15 protein-coding genes are annotated in these 18418 nt (G+C 54.1%); 14 read left to right on the forward strand and 1 reads right to left on the reverse strand.

Translation table 11 applies throughout. The features are described 5' to 3' along the window. Positions 1–222: 222 nt before the first annotated feature. From coaBC to spoVM, 11 genes are all read left to right on the forward strand, one after another. Entirely contained in the window at positions 223–1458 is a 1236-nt protein-coding gene (gene coaBC / locus BLR64_RS19190; protein ID WP_090716575.1) for a bifunctional phosphopantothenoylcysteine decarboxylase/phosphopantothenate--cysteine ligase CoaBC, read from the forward strand. After that, a complete protein-coding gene (gene priA, locus BLR64_RS19195; protein WP_090716577.1) occupies positions 1458–3989 on the forward strand; it encodes a primosomal protein N' in 2532 nt (843 codons plus the stop codon). The genes coaBC and priA overlap by 1 nt, the downstream gene beginning before the upstream one ends. A gap of 62 nt (positions 3990–4051) precedes the next feature. Next, complete coding sequence (gene def, locus BLR64_RS19200) at positions 4052–4537, forward strand: peptide deformylase (RefSeq protein ID WP_090716579.1); 486 nt, start codon at positions 4052–4054, stop codon at positions 4535–4537. 5 nt (positions 4538–4542) lie between these two features. Next, complete coding sequence (gene fmt, locus BLR64_RS19205) at positions 4543–5481, forward strand: methionyl-tRNA formyltransferase (protein ID WP_090716581.1); 939 nt, start codon at positions 4543–4545, stop codon at positions 5479–5481. Positions 5482–5489: 8 nt separating this feature from the next. Beyond that, complete coding sequence (gene rsmB / locus BLR64_RS19210) at positions 5490–6971, forward strand: 16S rRNA (cytosine(967)-C(5))-methyltransferase RsmB (RefSeq protein ID WP_090716676.1); 1482 nt, start codon at positions 5490–5492, stop codon at positions 6969–6971. A 169-nt stretch (positions 6972–7140) separates the two neighbouring features. Beyond that, entirely contained in the window at positions 7141–8181 is a 1041-nt protein-coding gene (rlmN, locus tag BLR64_RS19215; RefSeq protein WP_090716583.1) for a dual-specificity RNA methyltransferase RlmN, read from the forward strand. A gap of 6 nt (positions 8182–8187) precedes the next feature. After that, positions 8188–8964 carry a Stp1/IreP family PP2C-type Ser/Thr phosphatase gene (locus BLR64_RS19220; RefSeq protein WP_090716584.1) on the forward strand — a complete coding sequence of 259 codons (777 nt, stop codon included), beginning with the start codon at positions 8188–8190 and terminating at the stop codon, positions 8962–8964. Continuing rightward, positions 8961–11201 carry a Stk1 family PASTA domain-containing Ser/Thr kinase gene (gene pknB, locus BLR64_RS19225; RefSeq protein ID WP_090716586.1) on the forward strand — a complete coding sequence of 747 codons (2241 nt, stop codon included), beginning with the start codon at positions 8961–8963 and terminating at the stop codon, positions 11199–11201. Before BLR64_RS19220 ends, pknB begins: the two co-directional genes overlap by 4 nt. Before the next feature lie 117 nt (positions 11202–11318). Further along, a complete protein-coding gene (rsgA, locus tag BLR64_RS19230) occupies positions 11319–12224 on the forward strand; it encodes a ribosome small subunit-dependent GTPase A (protein ID WP_090716587.1) in 906 nt (301 codons plus the stop codon). 3 nt (positions 12225–12227) lie between these two features. Continuing rightward, entirely contained in the window at positions 12228–12896 is a 669-nt protein-coding gene (gene rpe, locus BLR64_RS19235) for a ribulose-phosphate 3-epimerase (protein ID WP_090716589.1), read from the forward strand. Positions 12897–13101: 205 nt separating this feature from the next. After that, positions 13102–13182, forward strand: coding sequence for a stage V sporulation protein SpoVM (spoVM, locus tag BLR64_RS19240; RefSeq protein WP_020431362.1), 81 nt, complete (start codon positions 13102–13104; stop codon positions 13180–13182). A gap of 106 nt (positions 13183–13288) precedes the next feature. On the opposite strand, the gene rpmB is transcribed toward spoVM, so the two are convergent. After that, positions 13289–13477: a 50S ribosomal protein L28 gene (gene rpmB / locus BLR64_RS19245; RefSeq protein ID WP_036686205.1), complete on the reverse strand. Its 189-nt coding sequence runs from the start codon at positions 13475–13477 to the stop codon at positions 13289–13291. Between the two features lie 191 nt (positions 13478–13668). On the opposite strand from rpmB, the gene BLR64_RS19250 reads away from it, so the two are divergent. The 3 genes from BLR64_RS19250 to recG are packed head-to-tail and all read left to right on the forward strand — an operon-like array spanning position 13669 to position 18396. Beyond that, positions 13669–15441, forward strand: a complete 1773-nt coding sequence (locus BLR64_RS19250; RefSeq protein ID WP_090716590.1) for a DAK2 domain-containing protein — start codon at positions 13669–13671, stop codon at positions 15439–15441. Between the two features lie 29 nt (positions 15442–15470). After that, a complete protein-coding gene (locus BLR64_RS19255; protein ID WP_090716592.1) occupies positions 15471–16331 on the forward strand; it encodes a DegV family protein in 861 nt (286 codons plus the stop codon). 7 nt (positions 16332–16338) lie between these two features. Then, a complete protein-coding gene (gene recG / locus BLR64_RS19260; protein WP_090716593.1) occupies positions 16339–18396 on the forward strand; it encodes an ATP-dependent DNA helicase RecG in 2058 nt (685 codons plus the stop codon). Positions 18397–18418: the final 22 nt, after the last annotated feature.

The following is an 18418-nucleotide window of genomic DNA, read 5'->3' on the forward strand; positions in this document are numbered from 1 at the left end:
GGTCAGCCGGAATTATGTAGTATAATGTCATATGTAGCCCGTACCCGGGCTGTTCCTGACAACCGGAAGGTTGTTATTTTTTTAGAAACGGGTGCCAACCTTGACTAAAGGCGGCGCAGCCGTTTCTTCTTGCCGGTATTGGCCAATTCGGGCTATCATCCGGCTATTGATTGTCAGATCAGGTTCAATTGAGCCTGATACAGGCTTGAAACAGGGGGGATTATGATGAACAGCTTAACAGGCAAAACCATTATCCTTGGCGTTACCGGGGGCATCGCTGCCTATAAGGCGGCAGCCTTGACCAGCAAGCTGACCCAGAAGGGGGCCGAGGTTCATGTGATTATGACAGCTTCGGCCAAGCAGTTTATTACCGAGCTGACTTTTCAGTCGCTGTCCAAACAGCGGGTATACAGTGACACCTTCCAGGAGCGTGACCCCGCTTCCATCTCTCATATTGATCTGGCCGGTTCCGCCGACCTGGTGCTGATTGCACCGGCAACCGCCAATATAATTGCCAAGATGGCACACGGCCTGGCTGATGATATGCTGTCCACCACGCTGCTTGCCACTACAGCACCTGTTATGGTGGCGCCGGCGATGAATGTGCATATGTACCAGCATCCGGCTGTAGTCAGCAATATGAATACACTTGCCTCGCGCGGCGTGCAGTTTATTGAACCCGGCGAGGGGCTGCTGGCCTGCGGCTATGTAGGCAAAGGCAGACTGGAGGAGCCGGAGTCGATTGTCCGTGTGGTCGAGCAGTATTTCAACATTCAGGCTGATAGAGCTAAAGGTCCTTTAAGCGGCAAGAAAGTGATGGTTACCGCAGGCGGAACTGTTGAGCGCATTGATCCGGTCCGCTATATTTCCAATGATTCTTCCGGCAAAATGGGCTTTGCAATCGCCCGTGCTGCGCGGGCCATGGGCGCAGAGGTAACTTTGATCGCGGCACGGACAGATGAAGCACCGCCGCAGGATCCTGAAATTACCCTGGTCCGGGTGGAATCGGCACAGTCCATGCTGGATGAGGTTGTCAGCCGCTGGAACAGCTGCGATATTCTCATTAAGGCTGCTGCTGTAGCCGACTACCGTCCGAAGCATAGTGCGGATGCCAAAATTAAAAAGAGCGGGGATACCATGACGCTTGAGCTGGTTAAAACAACCGACATCCTGGAGAGCCTGGGCAAGGTGAAGGATAACCAGTTTCTGATCGGCTTTGCGGCCGAAACAGGCAATGCCGAATATTATGCGAAGGATAAGCTGGTCCGCAAAAATCTGGATCTGATCGTTGCCAATGATGTGTCCAGGGAAGGCGCCGGATTCGGCACGGATACCAATATTGTGTCCATCTACGATGCAGACGGACTGGTGCTGGATCTTCCGATCAGCTCGAAGGACGAGGTAGCACGCCGTCTGCTGACGCTTGCAGCCGAACGGATATCCGGAGTAACACGATAATGGAGATAGCGAAGGTCATTGTCGATGTTCCTGTGCGCAGCACCGACCGGCCGTTCGATTACTCTATTCCTGATGCTCTGCGGCTGTGGATCGAAGTCGGCAGCCGTGTAGCGGTTCCCTTCGGACACCGCACGGTACAGGGATTCGTCGTTTCACTGGAGTCCGGGGAGACCGAAACGGCTTCCGGACTTAAGCCGATTCAGGAGGTTCTTGACCTGCTCCCGCCGCTGTCTCCGGAGCTGGTTGAATTAGGGGACTGGATGAGCCAGCGCTATGCCTGCAGGCGGATCTCAGCCTTGCAGGCTATGCTGCCTACCGCGCTCAAAGGTAAGGCAGAACGCCTAATCTCTCTGGGTGAAGAGGCTGAAGCTGCAGATAAGCCGGCGGATGAACTGTTTCCGCTGTTCCTGGAGGAGGATCTGGAGGAGCGGACGATTATTGATTTTGTCAGAAAAGCCGGAGAAGTGACCATGAAGCAGCTGACCCGCAGCTTTCCCGGAGCTGCAGAGACGGTCAAGTTTATGCTGCGCCGGGGCATGCTTACCGAGAGCCAGTCCATCAAGGATAAAATGGGCAAGAAGAAGCTGAAGGCTGTTGACCTGGCGATCGGGCTGGCGGCAGCCCGCGAATCACTCAGCACCTTCCCTGCCCGTTCAGCCCGGCAGAAAGACGTCCTGTCCTTTCTGATTGAAATGGAGCAGATGCTGCCTATGCCGATGAAGGATCTGCTGGCCATTCTGCAGGTTACAGCGGGTACGGTTAAGGCGCTGGAAGAAAAGGGCTACATTGAAATCAGTGAAATTGAAGTTTACCGCGATCCTTACCGGGGCCGCGACTTTAAGCCAAGCTCACCTTTGCCGCTTACACCAGAACAGCAGAAGGTGTTTACACGGATAGCCCGGACGGTTGACGAGCAGCAGCATGAGGTTTTTTTGCTGCACGGAGTAACCGGCAGTGGGAAAACAGAAATTTATCTGCAGTGTATTCAGCGTGCTGTGGATCAGGGCCGGCAGGCTGTGGTGCTCGTCCCGGAAATTGCGTTGACCCCGCAGATGGTGGAACGGTTCAAGGGACGGTTCGGCAGCGGCGTAGCGGTTATGCACAGCCGTCTGTCCGTCGGTGAACGCTATGACGAATGGCGCAAGATCAGGGAAGGCAAAGCAATGGTAGCCGTCGGAGCCCGTTCGGCGGTATTCGCCCCTTTTGCCAACCTGGGGCTGATTATTATGGATGAAGAGCATGAATCCTCCTATAAGCAGGAGGAGAATCCGAAATACCATGCCCGCGATGTGGCTGTCCGCAGGGCAGAACAGGGCGGGGCAGCGGTTATTCTTGGCTCTGCGACACCTTCACTGGAGAGCTACCATGCAGCAAGATCCCGGAGTGACATTCACTTCTCGCCGGTACTTCTGGAAATGCCTACCCGTGCTCTTGGCAATGCATTGCCTAAGGTGCACGTGGTGGATATGCGGGACGAGCTGAAGGAAGGGAACCGTTCGATGTTCAGCCGCAGACTTCACGCTGCACTGGAGCGCAGGCTGGAGAAAGGGGAGCAGACCGTACTGCTCCTGAACCGCAGAGGCTTCTCCACCTTTGTCATGTGCCGCAGCTGCGGATATGTAGCCACCTGCCCTGACTGTGATATCTCGTTGACTTACCACAGCCGCAGCGACAATCTGCGCTGTCATTACTGCGGGCACGCAGAGTCCTCGCCAAAGCTCTGCCCGGAATGCGGCAGCGAGCATATCCGCTTCTTTGGGACAGGAACCCAGCGTGTGGAGGAGGAGCTGGGCAAGCTCTTTCCCGGAATCCGGGTCATCCGGATGGATGTGGATACGACAACAGAGAAGGGCTCGCATGAGAAGCTGCTGAACCAGTTCCGCGACAAAAAGGCCGACGTTCTGCTTGGCACGCAGATGGTAGCCAAGGGGCTGGATTTCCCGGATGTTACCCTTGTCGGAGTCATAACCGCAGATTCTGCATTGAATCTGCCGGACTTCCGGGCTGGTGAAAAGACCTTCCAGCTGCTTACCCAGGTAGCTGGAAGGGCCGGCAGACATCAGCTTCCAGGGGAAGTAGTCGTCCAGTCCTACACGCCCGAGCATTACTCGATCGTGCATGCCAGCGGACATGATTATTACTCCTTCGTCCGCGAAGAGCTGAAGCACCGCAGAGCCCTGCATTACCCGCCGTACTGCAGGCTGATCCTCGTCACCCTTTCGCACGAGCAGCTTCCGCTCCTTCTAAAGATGGCCGAGAATTATGCACTGAATCTGCAGGGACGGGCAAGGCAGCTCCGCTGGTTCGCCAGCCTGGACAAGCTGTCCGCGGATGCGCTTGACCTGCTGGGACCTGTCGCTTCACCGCTGCCCAAGCTGAAAGGAAGATACCGGTTCCAGTGTATTATCAAATGGCGTGGGGCAATCGATGCCATAGGGCTGGCCCGCCAGATAGCCGAGGAGCTGGAAGATTCGGTCCGCGACAACAATCTGCAGATCAGCATCGACGTAGATCCGCAGATGTTGATGTAGCTTTATGGCGTGATACAATATAGAGAATATAGAACGTTCAGAACAAGGATGGTGTACGTGTAATGGCAATCAGATTAATTGTAAAAGAACCGGATGAGGTATTGCACAAAACAGCGAAAGCTGTAACCAAAGTAACCCCGAATGTCCAGAAGCTTCTTGATGATATGGCGGATACGATGTACGATGCGGAAGGGGTTGGCCTCGCTGCGCCGCAGGTAGGAATTCTGAAGCGTCTGATCGTTGTAGATGCCGATGAGGAGCACGGACTGATCAAGCTGATCAATCCGGAAATCATAAGTACAGAAGGCGAACAGTTCGGACCGGAAGGCTGCCTGAGCATTCCGGGATTAAACGGCGATGTCCGCCGGGCAGAAACAGTAACCGTACGTGGTCTTGACCGTGAAGGGAATGAGGTTACCATTACGGGCAGCGGTCTTCTGGCCCGCGCCTTCCAGCATGAAATTGACCATCTCAACGGAGTGCTGTTTACCGATATTGCCGAGAAGGTATATGAGTACACTGCTGAGCACAGTGAGTCCGGGGAGTGAACGGAATGAAGATTGTATTCATGGGCACACCGGCTTTTGCCGTGCCTTCCCTGAAAATGCTTGTGGAGGAAGGCTATGATGTGGTGGCTGTAATCACACAGCCCGACCGGCCGCAGGGCCGCAAGAAGACGTTAATGCCTACTCCGGTCAAGGAGGCTGCCCTATCGCTCGGGCTTCCGGTGCTGCAGCCGGAGCGCCTGCGCCGGCCGGAAGCGGTGGCTGAGCTTGCTGCCTATGCTCCTGACCTGATTGTTACAGCCGCTTACGGCCAGATTCTGCCTAAAAGTGTGCTTGATCTGCCGCGCAACGGCTGCGTTAATGTCCATGGATCGTTGCTGCCGAAATACCGCGGGGGAGCGCCGATCCAGCGCTGTATTATCAACGGGGAGACGGTAACCGGTGTAACTTTGATGTATATGGCTGAAGGGCTGGATACCGGTGATATGATCTCCCGTGTCGAAGTACCGATTGGAGATGAGGACACCGCAGGTGATCTGTTTGAAAAGCTGAGCCTGGCCGGACGCGATCTGCTGAAGACGGAGATGCCGAAGCTGGCAGCGGGCCGAGTTGAAGCAGTGCAGCAGGATGACAATGAAGCTACTTATGCGCCAAACCTGAGCCGCGATGACGAGCGGATCGATTGGAATGCCGGCTCACGTGAAATCTACAACCGGATCCGGGGACTTGTCCCGTTCTCCGGGGCGTTCACCCTCTGGAACGGTGAAACCTTCAAGGTATGGTCGGCTGCTAAGCCTGCTGACCAGCAGACTGCAGCTTCCAAAGTGCCGGGCACTGTACTTGCAGTCAATGAGCGCGGTGTAGAGGTGAGCACCGGTGACGGGTCACTGCTGCTGACCTCTGTGCAGCCGGCAGGCAAAAAAGCAATGAGCGCCGGTGACTTCAGCCGCGGCGCGGCTATGAGTCCCGGGACGGTGCTGGGTTGAGCGCGGGCATGAATGGAGGCGGGCCGGGACGCAGCGGACAGCGGCCCGGACGCTATGGCGATGCCGGCAGGCAGCAGGGTAGCCGTGTGCAAGGCGGGAGCGGAGCAGCCGGGAAGAGCACGGACAGGGGAACCCGTCCGGCAGCTTCATCCCGCGCTGTGGCGCTTGATGTACTGGTCCGGGTAGAGCAAGAGGGTGCCTACAGCAACCTTTTGCTGAACAGCAGCCTGCAGAAATCCGGACTCAGCCGTGAGGATTCCGGGCTGGCTACAGAGCTGGTATATGGTACTTTGTCCCGGTTGATTACACTGGATTACGTGCTTGAGGATTTTGTAAGCAAGGGCATTGCCAAGCTGACGCCCTGGGTGCGCAATCTGCTGCGGCTGAGCCTGTATCAGATCATGTATCTGGACCGTATTCCGCCGCATGCTGCCGTCAATGAGGCGGTTAATATAGCCAAAAAACGCGGCCATCAGGGCATCTCCGGGATGGTTAACGGAGTATTGCGCAGCGTGCTGCGCGCCGGTGAGCTGCCGGTTCTGAAAAAGGGCCTAAGCGAAACTGAGCGGATCTCTATCCTCCACTCCCATCCTTTATGGATGGTAGAGCGCTGGGCTGCCGAGTACGGCACCCAAACAGCAGAAGCGATGTGCGCCGCCAATAATGAACCGCCGGCTGTCAGCGTCCGGGTGAATACAACAATGATTAGCCGGCACAAGCTGCTTGAAGAGATGCAGGCGGCAGGACTGAATGCGGCTGCTTCAAGGTTAAGCCCATACGGTATCGTCGTTAAGGGAGCCGGCAATCTGGCATTAACCTCCTGGTATTCTGACGGGTATTTATCTGTCCAGGATGAAAGCTCCATGCTGGTTGCGGAAGCTGTCGCTCCGGAGCCTGGCATGAGAGTCCTCGACTGCTGCGCTGCCCCTGGCGGCAAAAGCGCCCATATGGGCGAACTGATGAAGGACGACGGCTATATCTATGCCAACGATCTTCATGCCCACAAGGCCAAGCTGATCTCTGATCAGGCAGCGCGCCTTGGGCTGGACTGCATCACGACAGGCAGCGCAGATGCGCTTGAGCTTGCCGGTAAGCTGCCGGCGGAGTCGTTTGACCGGATTCTGCTGGATGCCCCGTGCTCCGGGCTCGGGGTAATCCGGCGCAAGCCGGATCTCAAATGGCGTAAGCAGCCGGAGGATGTGGACAGCATTGCCGGTCTACAGGCAGAGCTGCTGCAGTCCGTCTCCAGGCTGTTGAAGCCCGGAGGAGTGCTGGTCTACAGCACCTGCACAACGGAGCAGGCGGAGAACAGGGCAATTGTGTCCGCATTTCTGAAGCGGAATCCGGACTTCGTTCCGGTAAGCTTCAGTTCCCCGGTGTGGGAGCGGACCAAGGATACGGCGCTTGCTGCCGGCGACGGCATTCAGCTGCTGCCGCAGCATTTCGGAAGCGACGGATTTTATATCGCCCGTCTGCAGCGACTCTTGTAAGTTAGCAGAACGGCTGAATGAATTTTAACAGAGGTCCCGCCCGCAGATTCTGGTGCGCGGCGGGCTTCTCTTTTACCGTCTCTGAATTTTGTGTTAAAATAGGAAGAATGAGAAATAATACGCATATCCTTGAGAATATAATTTGATGAAAGAACAGGTGCTAATAATAATGAAACCTTTAATATATGATTTTACTTTGGAAGAATTGCAGCAGTGGGCAAAGGACAACGGAGAACCGGCTTTCCGCGGGGGACAGATCTTTGACTGGCTCTACGTCAAGCGGGTTAATGATTTTGAGTCGATGAGCAATCTGTCCAAGGCGCTGCGTGCAAAGCTGGATGAACAGTTCAGAATCAACGCCCTGACTGAAATTACAAAGCTGGAGTCCAAGGACGGAACAGTGAAGTTCCTGTTTGGCCTGCATGATGATCATGCAATCGAAACAGTTATTATGAAACACAATTACGGTAACAGCGTATGTGTGACGACTCAGGTAGGCTGCCGGATCGGCTGTACGTTCTGCGCCTCCACGCTGGGCGGGCTCAAGCGCGACCTGACTGCCGGTGAAATTGTTGCCCAGGTGGTCCGCTCCCAGCAAATTCTGGATGCCCGAGGCGAGCGTGTCAGCAGTATCGTAATCATGGGTACAGGCGAGCCGTTCGAGAATTACGATGCTACCATGAGATTCCTGCGGCTGATGATCCATGAAAAAGGGCTGAATATTGGACAACGGCACATCACCGTCTCTACAAGCGGTATCGTACCAAACATCTACAAATTCGCCGATGAAGACACCCAGATCAATCTCGCGATTTCGATCCATGCGCCTAATGATGCGCTGCGCTCCAAGCTGATGCCGGTTAACCGGCGTTACCCGTTTGACGATGTAATTGAATCACTGCGCTACTATCAGGCTAAGACAGGCCGCCGCATCAGCTTCGAATATGCTCTGATCGGCGGGGTCAATGACCAGCCTGAGCATGCCAGGGAGCTGGCCGGTGTTCTCAAGACGATGCTGTGCCACGTCAACCTGATTCCGGTTAACCATGTGCCGGAGCGCAAGTACGTGCGGACTTCCCGCAATGATATTTTTGAATTTCAGCGTATTCTGGCCGACCATGGCGTGAACGTGACAATCCGCCGTGAGCAGGGCCATGATATTGCGGCCGCATGCGGACAGCTGCGCGCCAAACATATGGAGTTGGGGTGAGGATATTTGATCAGAACAGTTCATGCCAGCGATGTCGGACGGGTACGTACCGTCAATGAGGATTCGGTCTGGATAGGCGCCACGCGCCACGGTTATACCCTTGGTATTATCGCCGATGGGATGGGGGGGCATCTGGCCGGAGATACGGCCAGCCGGCTTGCTCTGGAGACCATGCGGAACACGCTGGACGATTTGCCGCCTGAAAAGGCGGGCGCAGAGCTCGGTGAAGCACTGTCTTCCGCAATCATTGCAGCCAACCGTACGGTCTTTATTGAGTCATCCCGTGATGAGAAGTACCATAACATGGGGACTACTGTCGTTGCGGCTTTGCTTAACGGGGCTGAAGGTTATATCGGCCATATCGGGGACAGCAGAGCTTATCTAATCAAAGACAGTGCCGCAATTCAGTTAACCGAGGATCATACACTGGTCAATGAGCTGTTCAAGAACGGCCAGATCAGCCTGGAGGAGCTCGGCAGCCATCCGCGCCGCAATGTGCTGCTCAGGGCATTGGGAACGGATGCCGAGGTAGAGGCGGATTTGGCTCCTGTAAGCCTTGCTCCAGGTGAGCTGCTGCTGCTGTGCAGTGACGGTTTGAGCAATTTTGTCAGCCAGGAGCATCTGGGCAAGGTCGCGGGCATCCATGAGATTCCTTTAGAGGAAAGAGCGGACCGCTTACTTCAACTGGCATTGCTTGCCGGTGGCGGCGATAATATCAGCGTCGCTATGTTAGAACATCAAGGAGAGGCCGCTGTGCCCGAGACAAAGGAGTGGAACAGATGATCGGTCACGAATTGGGCGGCCGTTACCAAGTCATCGAGCGGATCGGGGGAGGGGGCATGGCGCTTGTCTACAGAGCCCATGACATCCTGCTTAACCGGAACGTCGCCATAAAAGTACTGAGAAACCAGTTTGTGCATGATGAGGAGTTCATCCGCCGCTTCCGGCGGGAGGCGCAGTCTGCCGCCTCCTTGTCGCATCCCAACGTGGTCAGCATCTACGATGTAGGCCAGGAAGAGGATGTGCATTATATTGTTATGGAATATGTGGAAGGCAAGAACCTGAACGAGATCATCAAAGAACGGGCACCGCTTCAGGTAGATGAAGCCATAAGGATCGCATCCCAGATTTGCGATGCGCTGGATCATGCCCATCAGAACCAGATCATCCACCGGGATATCAAGCCTCATAACATTCTGATCGGCCGTAACGGGAGGGTCAAAGTAACAGATTTCGGAATTGCCCGTGCGGTTACTTCGACCACCATAACGCAGACAGGCTCGGTAGTAGGCTCAGTGCACTATTTTTCACCGGAGCATGCCAAGGGGGTAACGACTGGAGAGAAGTCCGATCTGTATTCACTCGGCATTGTACTCTATCAGATGTTAACCGGTGTGCTGCCTTTCTTGGGCGAAAGCCCGATCAGCGTAGCGCTCAAGCATCTGCAGGAGGAATTTGAGGAGCCGCGTGTGCTGAATCCGCTGATCCCGCAGAGCGTTGAGAATGTAATCCTGCGTTCCATGCGCAAAAATCCGGACGAGCGCTATCAGTCGGCTAAGCAGATGCTCCATGATCTGGAGACCTGCCTGCTGCCGGAACGGCGCAGTGAGGCCAAGGCATCCTTTCATGATGACGATGATGAAGAACGGACCCGGATTATTCCGGCAATCAAGCCTATCCAGCATACATTGGGCAGCCGCAGCGGAGGCGGAGACGAACGGATGCGCCGGATTGAGGATGATGAGGAGGTTCCGGTCCAGCCGAAAGGGAAGCGGAAGTGGGGCATGCCGGCATTATGGGTCGGCTTAACGCTGCTCCTGCTGATTGCAATGGGCAGTGTGGCCTGGTATGTCAGGTCACAGCTGGTTGTTGCAGAAGTAACCGTACCTAACGTAACTAACCATTCGCTTGAAGAGGCGACTGCGATGCTTGACGAAATCGGGCTTATAGTGGAAGACCCGGTTGTGCAGCAGTACAATCCTAACTATGGAGAGAATGTCGTCTGGGAGCAGAATAAGAAGGAAGGCACTGTGGTCAAGGAAGGCACTCACATTATTCTTACGGTTAGTACGGCCAAGCCAACTTCGAATGTGCCGAAGCTTACCGGCGGAACTTATGAGGATGCTGTAAAAGCGCTGGTTGCGGATGGTGTTGACCAAAGCCGGATCAGCCAGGACCCTCGGTTCAGCGAAGACTTTCCTGAAGGCCAGGTTATCGGCTCAGAGCCGGCTGAAGGCAGCGAATATGATCCGGATACAGCCTCGTTTGTTATATTTGTCAGCAAAGGCCAGGAGAGCAAGCCGATGCCTGACCTGACGAACAAGACACAGAAGGAAGCCAAGGCCATCCTGGAAGAGATGGGGCTGGTTCTGGATGAAGTCAGCGAGGATACCAGCTATTCTGTCGAAAAAGGAAAAATAACCAAGCAGTGGCCTTATGAGCAGGGGGATCTGGTATCCCCGGGCGATAAGATCTCTGTATCTGTAAGTACCGGATACCCGCCGGAAGCGCTGAATTATACGTTCAACGTGCCGGTGGCGCCATCCAGTGAAGGCAAAAAGACCAAAATCCGGATTGTCTTTTCCGATGCCCGCAATGATGGCGAGCCTCAGGAATGGGGGACACGGACAATTGCCAAGAGTCAGGTGCTGTCCGTGAATCTGGTCCTGGCACCGAATAAGGACGGTGCGGTTTCCATTTATCAGGACGGTGAATACATCGAAGCCTTTGAAGTCCGCTATTCCGATGCGAAGAATGGTACGGTACAACAGCCTGAGCCGCCTGCAACCCAGACACCTGAGCCGACCGTTGCGCCAACCCAGGCACCGCCTGAGCCGACAATCGAGCCGGAGATTCTTCCGCCGGATTCCGGAGAAGGAGAGAATACGGGTGACGCAGACCAGACCGGATTTCTGACAGAGGATGCGGTCCAGGCCAAGCAGGCTGGGAATGGTAAAGGCAATGGCAAAGGCAATGGAAATGGAAATGGTAATAATAAAGACAAGAGCAAAGACCATTAACAGAGATAAGCTGCAGTCATACCTGTACAACAGGGCCGGCTGCAGCAGCAGGGTGACCCGGGTTGAATCTAAGCTTGGGTCATTTGTGCAAAATCAGGAGAGGAAGGCTCATTATGTATGCCTGAAGGTATAATCATTAAAGCGCTGAGCGGCTATTATTATGTGAAGCCGCTGCATGACGGAATCATTGCGACAGAAGAAGAGGCAGTTCAGTGCAGGGGCCGGGGAATCCTGAAGAAAAAAGGGACTTCACCGCTGGTAGGCGACCGTATTATTTATATTCTGACCGAGAACGGCGAGGGTATGGTTGACGAAATACTGCCCCGGGAATCCGAGCTGATCCGGCCGCCGGTGGCCAATGTTAAGCTGGCGGTACTGCTGTTCTCTGTTCGTGAGCCGGATATGAACCTGAATTTGCTGGATAAATTTCTGGTGCATATCGAGCACTCCGGCCTTGAGCCGCTGATTGTGCTGACCAAACAGGATCTGGCAGAGGATGACGGTCAGGCAACGGCCCAGGTGAAGGAATTGTATGAAAAAATCGGCTACGAGGTATTGGTAACCAGCTCCCTTAACGGCTCAGGCAGTGAGGAGCTGCGAGCGAGACTGGCCGGGGTAATCAGTGTGTTCTCCGGACAGTCGGGTGTCGGCAAATCAACACTGCTGAACCGGCTTGTGCCCAGCCTTGAGCTGGAGACAGGTGAAATTAGCCTGCGTCTGGGCCGGGGGCGCCATACGACCCGTCATGTCGAGCTGATTGATATCGGCGGCGGAGGATTCGTGGCAGATACTCCCGGCTTTAGCCAGCTGGATTTCCTGGAGCTGGGAGTGGAGGAGCTGTCCGTCTGCTTCCGGGAATTCGCCTCCTATGCGGAGAGCTGCAAGTTTCGCGGCTGCAGCCATCTGCATGAGCCGGGCTGCAAGGTCATTGAGGCCTGGCAGGCCGGAGAAATTGCGGACAGCCGCTACGAGCATTACAAGCTGTTCTATAATGAGATGAAGGACAAGAAACGGAGGTACTAACTTATGATCTTACTCGCCCCATCCATTTTATCCGCTGATTTTGCAGCTCTCGGTGCCGAGGTTGCTGTTGCTGAAGCCAGCGGCGGAGACTGGATACATGTTGATGTAATGGACGGCCACTTTGTGCCCAATATTACACTCGGCCCTCCGATTGTCAAAGCAGTAAAGGCGCATACGTCTTTGCCGCTCGATGTTCATTTAATGATTGAACACCCCGAACGTTATATCGCGGACTTTGCCGCTGCCGGTGCATCCGTAATTACTGTACATGCAGAGGCCTGTGTGCATCTTCACCGGGTGATCCATCAGATTAAGGAGCTGGGCCTGATGGCTGGTGTAGCCATTAATCCGGCAACGCCGGCATCGGCTGTGCGTGAAGTGCTAGAGGATGTGGATATGGTGCTGGTGATGACAGTAAATCCTGGTTTTGGAGGACAAGCATTTATTCCGAATACCCTGCGCAAAATCCGGCAGATCCGTGAATGGGCTGCTGAAATCAACCACCATAACCTGCGGATCGAGGTGGACGGCGGTATAGCAGAGGATACAGCAGGACTGGTGGCTGAGGCCGGCGCAGATGTGCTGGTTGCCGGCAATGCCGTCTTTGGACGTCCTGATCGTGCAGCCGCGATACAGGCCATCCGTGAGGCTGCAGAGGGTGCAGTCCGCTAGTCCAACTGAAGCAAGCCTTAAGGGGATTAACCGATAAAGGTTATAGGCCAAGTTATGGCCGCATAAATATGGTTACATGAGCAGAAATCTCATGTAGCCTTTTTTTGTACTTCAAGGGAGGTCTGCACCTTGTCAGGGTTATGTGAGTAATATGAAATCCGGGTAGTCTCCTACCGTACGGCAACAATTGATGGGAGGGTTAATAATGAAATTTTACACGTTTAAGCTGCCAAGATTTTTGGGAGGTTTTGTTAAAGCGATCTTGAACACGTTTCAGAAGAGCTGAGTTTATAACCAAACAGAAAACATGAAAAAAAGCACCTTACAAATGTAAAGGGTGCTTTTTGCTTCATTCATATGAAATCTCGCTTGATCCTGGAATGATTCCAAGACTAAACGCGTTCAACTTTACCGGCTTTCAAAGCACGGGTGCTGACATACACGCGTTTCGGTTTGCCGTTCACAAGAATGCGGACCTTCTGAACGTTAACTCCCCAAGAACGACGGTTGCGGTTGTTAGCGTGAGACACGTGGTTACCGCTGCTCGGCTTCTTGCCAGTTACTGCACATTTGCGGGACATAGATTACACCTCCTTGTTACTTACACCTGCATAAAACAATACTTAAATATAATATCACAGCAAAATTTACTACGTCAACCGATTCAAAAACATTTATTTCTTTTAGCTCTTATAGTACAATATAAATTAGTGCATTATGTCCAGTTGATCATGGAATTGATTAGGCATGAAGTTAGGAAGGGGAATTCTCATTGAGTAAGCGTTCTATAAACGGAGCAGATTTTACCGCAATGGTACTTGCCGGCGCGGAGAAGCTGCAGCAGCATGCAGAGCACGTCAATTCCTTGAATGTATTTCCGGTACCGGATGGAGATACAGGAACAAATATGAATCTGACGATGACCGCAGGTGCGAACGAATTGAAAAAGAATAATACCGCCTCGGTCGGTCAATGTGCAGGAGTACTCTCCAAAGGCCTGTTGATGGGCGCACGGGGGAACTCCGGCGTTATTTTGTCACAGCTGTTCAGAGGTCTTGGACGCTACGCCGCCCAATATGATGAGCTGAACACGCAGCAGTTCGCAGCAGCGCTGCAGACCGGTGTGGATACAGCCTACAAAGCAGTGGTCAAGCCTGTAGAAGGCACCATTCTTACCGTTGCCAAAGAAGCAGCCAGACATGCCGTCTATTTTGCGCGCCGTACTACCGATATTACGGAGCTGATGACGGAGGTGCTGGCCAAAGCCAAAGAAGCGCTGGCGAATACCCCGGAGCTTCTGCCTGTTCTGAAGCAGGTCGGCGTAGTGGATTCCGGCGGACAGGGTCTGGTCTACATTTATGAAGGATTCCATCAGTATCTGACCAGCGGAAGCACGGCTGTGCAGCATTCTGTACAAGGACAAGCTCCCGCACCTGCCGCAGCGGCACCTGTGCTGACTAAGCCGGTAAATGTACCTTCATCTGTGCAGTCCTCTGCCCAATCCCAGCTTCATACGGAAGATATTGAGTTCTTATATGATATGGAGTTTTTCATTAACCGCCAGCTTGGCGGTACCGGAGCAAATTTCGATGAAGAAAAATTCCGGAAAGCGTTATCAGTTAACGGTGACTCGATTATCGTCATTTCCGATGACGAAACCATTAAGGTTCATGTGCATTCAAAGACTCCGGGTGATGTGCTTAACCTCGCGCTTCTGTACGGGGAAATCACCCAGATTCATATCCTGAACATGCGTGAGCAGCATCGTGATCTGCTGACTGCCGGAATGGATATTGCGCCAATGCCTGAGCTGTTCGCCGAGATTCCGAAGGAGCACAGCACGGTGCAGGCGCCTGCGGTTCCTCCGGCAGATGATCTCGCCCCTTACGGCTTCATTGCTGTATCATCCGGAGACGGCATTTCCGAGATTTTCAAAAGTCTTGGCGTCGATGTCGTGCTGGCTGGCGGGCAGACGATGAATCCGAGCACCGAGGACTTTGTAAATGCGATTTCCTCCATCTCTGCCAAGCATGTATATCTGTTGCCGAATAACTCTAATATCGTCCTTGCAGCACAGCAGGCCAAAGATCTGCTTGAAGGCGAACGTGAGGTCACTGTTATTCCAAGCAAGAGCATTCCGCAAGGGATTGCAGCAGCGTTTGCCTTCCAGGAAGACGACGCCGTTGAGACCAACACGGAAAGCATGCTGGAGGCCATCTCCCAGGTTAAATCAGGGCAGGTAACCAATGCGGTCCGGGATACGGTTATTGAAGAGCTTGAGATCAAATCCGGGCAATTCATCGGGATTTCCAATTCGAAGATTGTAGCGGCATCCGACGAGTTGCCTGCGGCAAGCCAGGCGTTGCTTACTACAATGCTTGTTAATGGCGATGAAATTGTCACTGTGTTAACCGGCGCTGAAGCTGATGCAGAGGTTACAGAATCGCTCATCAGCTGGCTGGAGGAAACTTATCCGCAGGTCGAAGTGGAAGTACATGAAGGCGGACAGCCGCTGTACTACTATCTTTTCTCTGTAGAGCCATAGGTTGATATTATAGTTTGGGGAGGAAATCCATGAATCGTACGGTTATTGTCACAGACAGCACATCAGATATCCCGCCGTCACTGGCGGAGGCATACGGCATTGAGGTCGTGCCGCTAACGCTAATGTTCGGCGAACAGGCTTTCCGGGATAATCTGGATATGACACCGGAGCAATTCTATGAGCGTCTTCCCCGCTCACAGCAGCTGCCGACAACCTCGCAGCCGTCACCGGTCGAGTACATGAATGTGTACCGAAGCATTATGGAGCGCTATCCCGACAGTCCGGTTCTGTCCTTTCATATTTCATCCGGACTAAGCGGAACCTATCAGTCCGCAGTGCTTGCCAAGTCGATGCTTGAGGAGGAAGGGGACCATATCACCGTTGTGGATTCGCTGTCCGCTTCCTATGGCTTCGGGTTCATGGTAGTGGCTGCAGGCCGGATGGCTGCGGAAGGTAAAGGGCCGGCTGAAATACTGGAGGCCGTAGAGAAGCTGCGGCAGTCCCGCAAGCTGTACTTTCTGGTCGATACGCTCGAATATTTGCAAAAGGGCGGCAGAATCGGCAAAGCGTCCGCTTTTCTGGGCACCCTGCTGAATATCAAGCCGATTCTTTCGATTGATGACGAAGGGATTATCTATGCGGTGGAGAAGGTCAGGGGCCGCAAAAAGGCGGTTGCCCGGATGATCGAGCTGTTCAAGAACGATCTGCCGGGTATACACAAAATCAACGTGGCCGTGGGTCATACGGCGGAACCGGCTTACGGCGAAGAATTTCTGAATGAATTGGCAGGGCATTTCACTTTGGAAGAGAAGGTGCTGACCAACATTGGTCCGGTCGTAGGCAGCCATGTCGGCAACGGAACGCTAGCCGTGTTCATTTGGCCCGCGTAAATAGGGGATGAATAAGCTGCTATCACTTGATCAAATTGAAGTCAAACAAATAAATGGCGTGAGCGCTCAAAAGCAAAGCGAGCTTCACGCCTTTGGCGTCTTTACAGTTAAGGATCTGTTGGAATATTATCCGTTCCGCTACGAGGATTACCGGCCGAAGTCGCTGAGTGAGGTCAAGCATGGCGATAAAGCAACCCTGATTGCCAAAGTGATCGGCATTCCGGTACTGCAGCGGTACGGGGGGAAATCGCGGATCAGCTGTAAAATGGTGGCTGAGCCCTGGATGTTCACGGCAACCTGGTTCAATCAGCCTTATGTCCGCGAACAGCTGACTGCAGGCCGTGAGATTGTCATCTCCGGCAAATGGGATCAGAAGCGCAGCCAGATCACGGTATCGAATTATGAATTCCCGGACCGCGGTGAGGGCAAGACCGGGACACTGCAGCCGGTTTATTCGGTAGGGGGCAAGATTACCCAGACCTGGCTGCGCAAGGTGATCAGTCAGGGAATGCAGCAGTACGGCGAACTGATACCCGAGATTCTGCCTCAGGTCATCATGCGTAAATATGATTTTATGCCGCGAAAAAAGGCTATCGCCACGATTCACCAGCCCGAGGATACCCGTGAAGGCCAGCAGGGACGGCGCCGTATGGTCTATGAGGAGCTGTTCCTGTTCCAGCTTAAGGTCCAGGCGTTCCGGGTGCTGAATCAGGGCAGGATGGATGGTGTACGCCATACGGTTGACAATGCGACCGTGCGCCAGTTCGTGCGGAGCCTGCCGTTTGAGCTGACAGATGCCCAGAAGCATGTAGAACTGGAGATCCTGCAGGATATGCGCTCCGCTTCCTGTATGAACCGGCTGCTGCAGGGAGATGTGGGCTCCGGTAAAACGGTACTCGCTGCCATTGCACTGTACGCTTCCGTTAAATCGGGATTTCAAGGGGCGCTGATGGTGCCGACCGAGATTCTCGCTGAGCAGCATATGCGTTCCCTGACAAGGATGTTTGAGCCCTTCGGCATTACGGTCGGACTGCTGACGGGCAGCGTCAGCGGCCGCAAGCGCAAGGATCTGCTGGCTTCCTTGCAAATGGGAATGCTTGATATTGTTGTGGGCACCCATGCATTGATCCAGGAGGATGTGTTTTTCCGTGAGCTGGGCCTGGTGGTGACGGACGAGCAGCACCGCTTTGGCGTTAACCAGCGAAGCATCTTGCGGCGTAAGGGGTATAATCCGGATGTGCTTACAATGACGGCAACACCCATACCGCGTACGCTGGCCATAACCGTGTTCGGCGATATGGATGTGTCCACATTGTCAGAGCGCCCCAAAGGGCGTGTGCCGATTACGACTTACTGGGTCAAGCATGATCTGATGGAGCGTGTGCTGAAGCTGGTGAACCGCGAGGTGGATCAGGGCAGACAGGCGTACCTGATCTGTCCGCTGATCGAGGAGTCGGAGAAGCTGGATGTGCAAAATGCAATTGATCTTCATGTCCAGATGTCACAGGCCTTTCCGGATTACAGGGTTGGCCTGCTGCACGGCCGGATGACTCCGGCGGAGAAGGACGAAGTGATGCGGGCTTTTTACAGCAATGAAATCCAGCTTCTCGTCTCCACTACAGTAGTTGAGGTTGGCGTTGATGTTCCCAATGCGACGCTTATGATTATTATGGATGCTGACCGGTTTGGATTGTCGCAGCTTCATCAGCTGCGCGGGCGGGTCGGACGCGGCCAGCATGCTTCGTATTGCGTGCTGGTGGCAGATCCGAAATCCGAAATCGGCCGGGAACGGATGACGGCCATGACAGATACCGATGACGGGTTCGAGGTCTCGCGCCGTGACCTGGAGCTGCGCGGGCCGGGTGATTTCTTCGGAACGAAGCAAAGCGGATTGCCAGAATTCCGGCTGGCGGATATGACCGCCGATTTCGAAGTGCTGGAGCAGGCGCGTGATGATGCGGCTATGCTGCTGAAAGACACCACCTTCTGGACCTCGGCTGATTATGCGCCTCTGCGCAGCTATTTGCAGGCCGAGCAGATATTCCAGGGGGAAATCATTGATTAATTAGGCACATGCGGCGGCCTGC

Origin of the sequence: Paenibacillus typhae, assembly GCF_900099765.1 — a bacterium.
GTDB lineage: Bacteria > Bacillota > Bacilli > Paenibacillales > Paenibacillaceae > Paenibacillus_AQ > Paenibacillus_AQ typhae.

What these genes read in the sequence shown, in the direction of transcription:
- rpmB (WP_036686205.1), bottom strand. Translation starts at nt 13,477, where the DNA reads ATGTCCCGCAAATGTGCAGTAACTGGCAAGAAGCCGAGCAGCGGTAAC.
- recG (WP_090716593.1), top strand. Translation starts at nt 16,339, where the DNA reads ATGAATAAGCTGCTATCACTTGATCAAATTGAAGTCAAACAAATAAAT.
- rpe (WP_090716589.1), top strand. Translation starts at nt 12,228, where the DNA reads ATGATCTTACTCGCCCCATCCATTTTATCCGCTGATTTTGCAGCTCTC.
- fmt (WP_090716581.1), top strand. Translation starts at nt 4,543, where the DNA reads ATGAAGATTGTATTCATGGGCACACCGGCTTTTGCCGTGCCTTCCCTG.
- def (WP_090716579.1), top strand. Translation starts at nt 4,052, where the DNA reads ATGGCAATCAGATTAATTGTAAAAGAACCGGATGAGGTATTGCACAAA.
- rsgA (WP_090716587.1), top strand. Translation starts at nt 11,319, where the DNA reads ATGCCTGAAGGTATAATCATTAAAGCGCTGAGCGGCTATTATTATGTG.
- rlmN (WP_090716583.1), top strand. Translation starts at nt 7,141, where the DNA reads ATGAAACCTTTAATATATGATTTTACTTTGGAAGAATTGCAGCAGTGG.
- spoVM (WP_020431362.1), top strand. Translation starts at nt 13,102, where the DNA reads ATGAAATTTTACACGTTTAAGCTGCCAAGATTTTTGGGAGGTTTTGTT.
- coaBC (WP_090716575.1), top strand. Translation starts at nt 223, where the DNA reads ATGATGAACAGCTTAACAGGCAAAACCATTATCCTTGGCGTTACCGGG.
- pknB (WP_090716586.1), top strand. Translation starts at nt 8,961, where the DNA reads ATGATCGGTCACGAATTGGGCGGCCGTTACCAAGTCATCGAGCGGATC.
- rsmB (WP_090716676.1), top strand. Translation starts at nt 5,490, where the DNA reads ATGAATGGAGGCGGGCCGGGACGCAGCGGACAGCGGCCCGGACGCTAT.
- BLR64_RS19255 (WP_090716592.1), top strand. Translation starts at nt 15,471, where the DNA reads ATGAATCGTACGGTTATTGTCACAGACAGCACATCAGATATCCCGCCG.
- priA (WP_090716577.1), top strand. Translation starts at nt 1,458, where the DNA reads ATGGAGATAGCGAAGGTCATTGTCGATGTTCCTGTGCGCAGCACCGAC.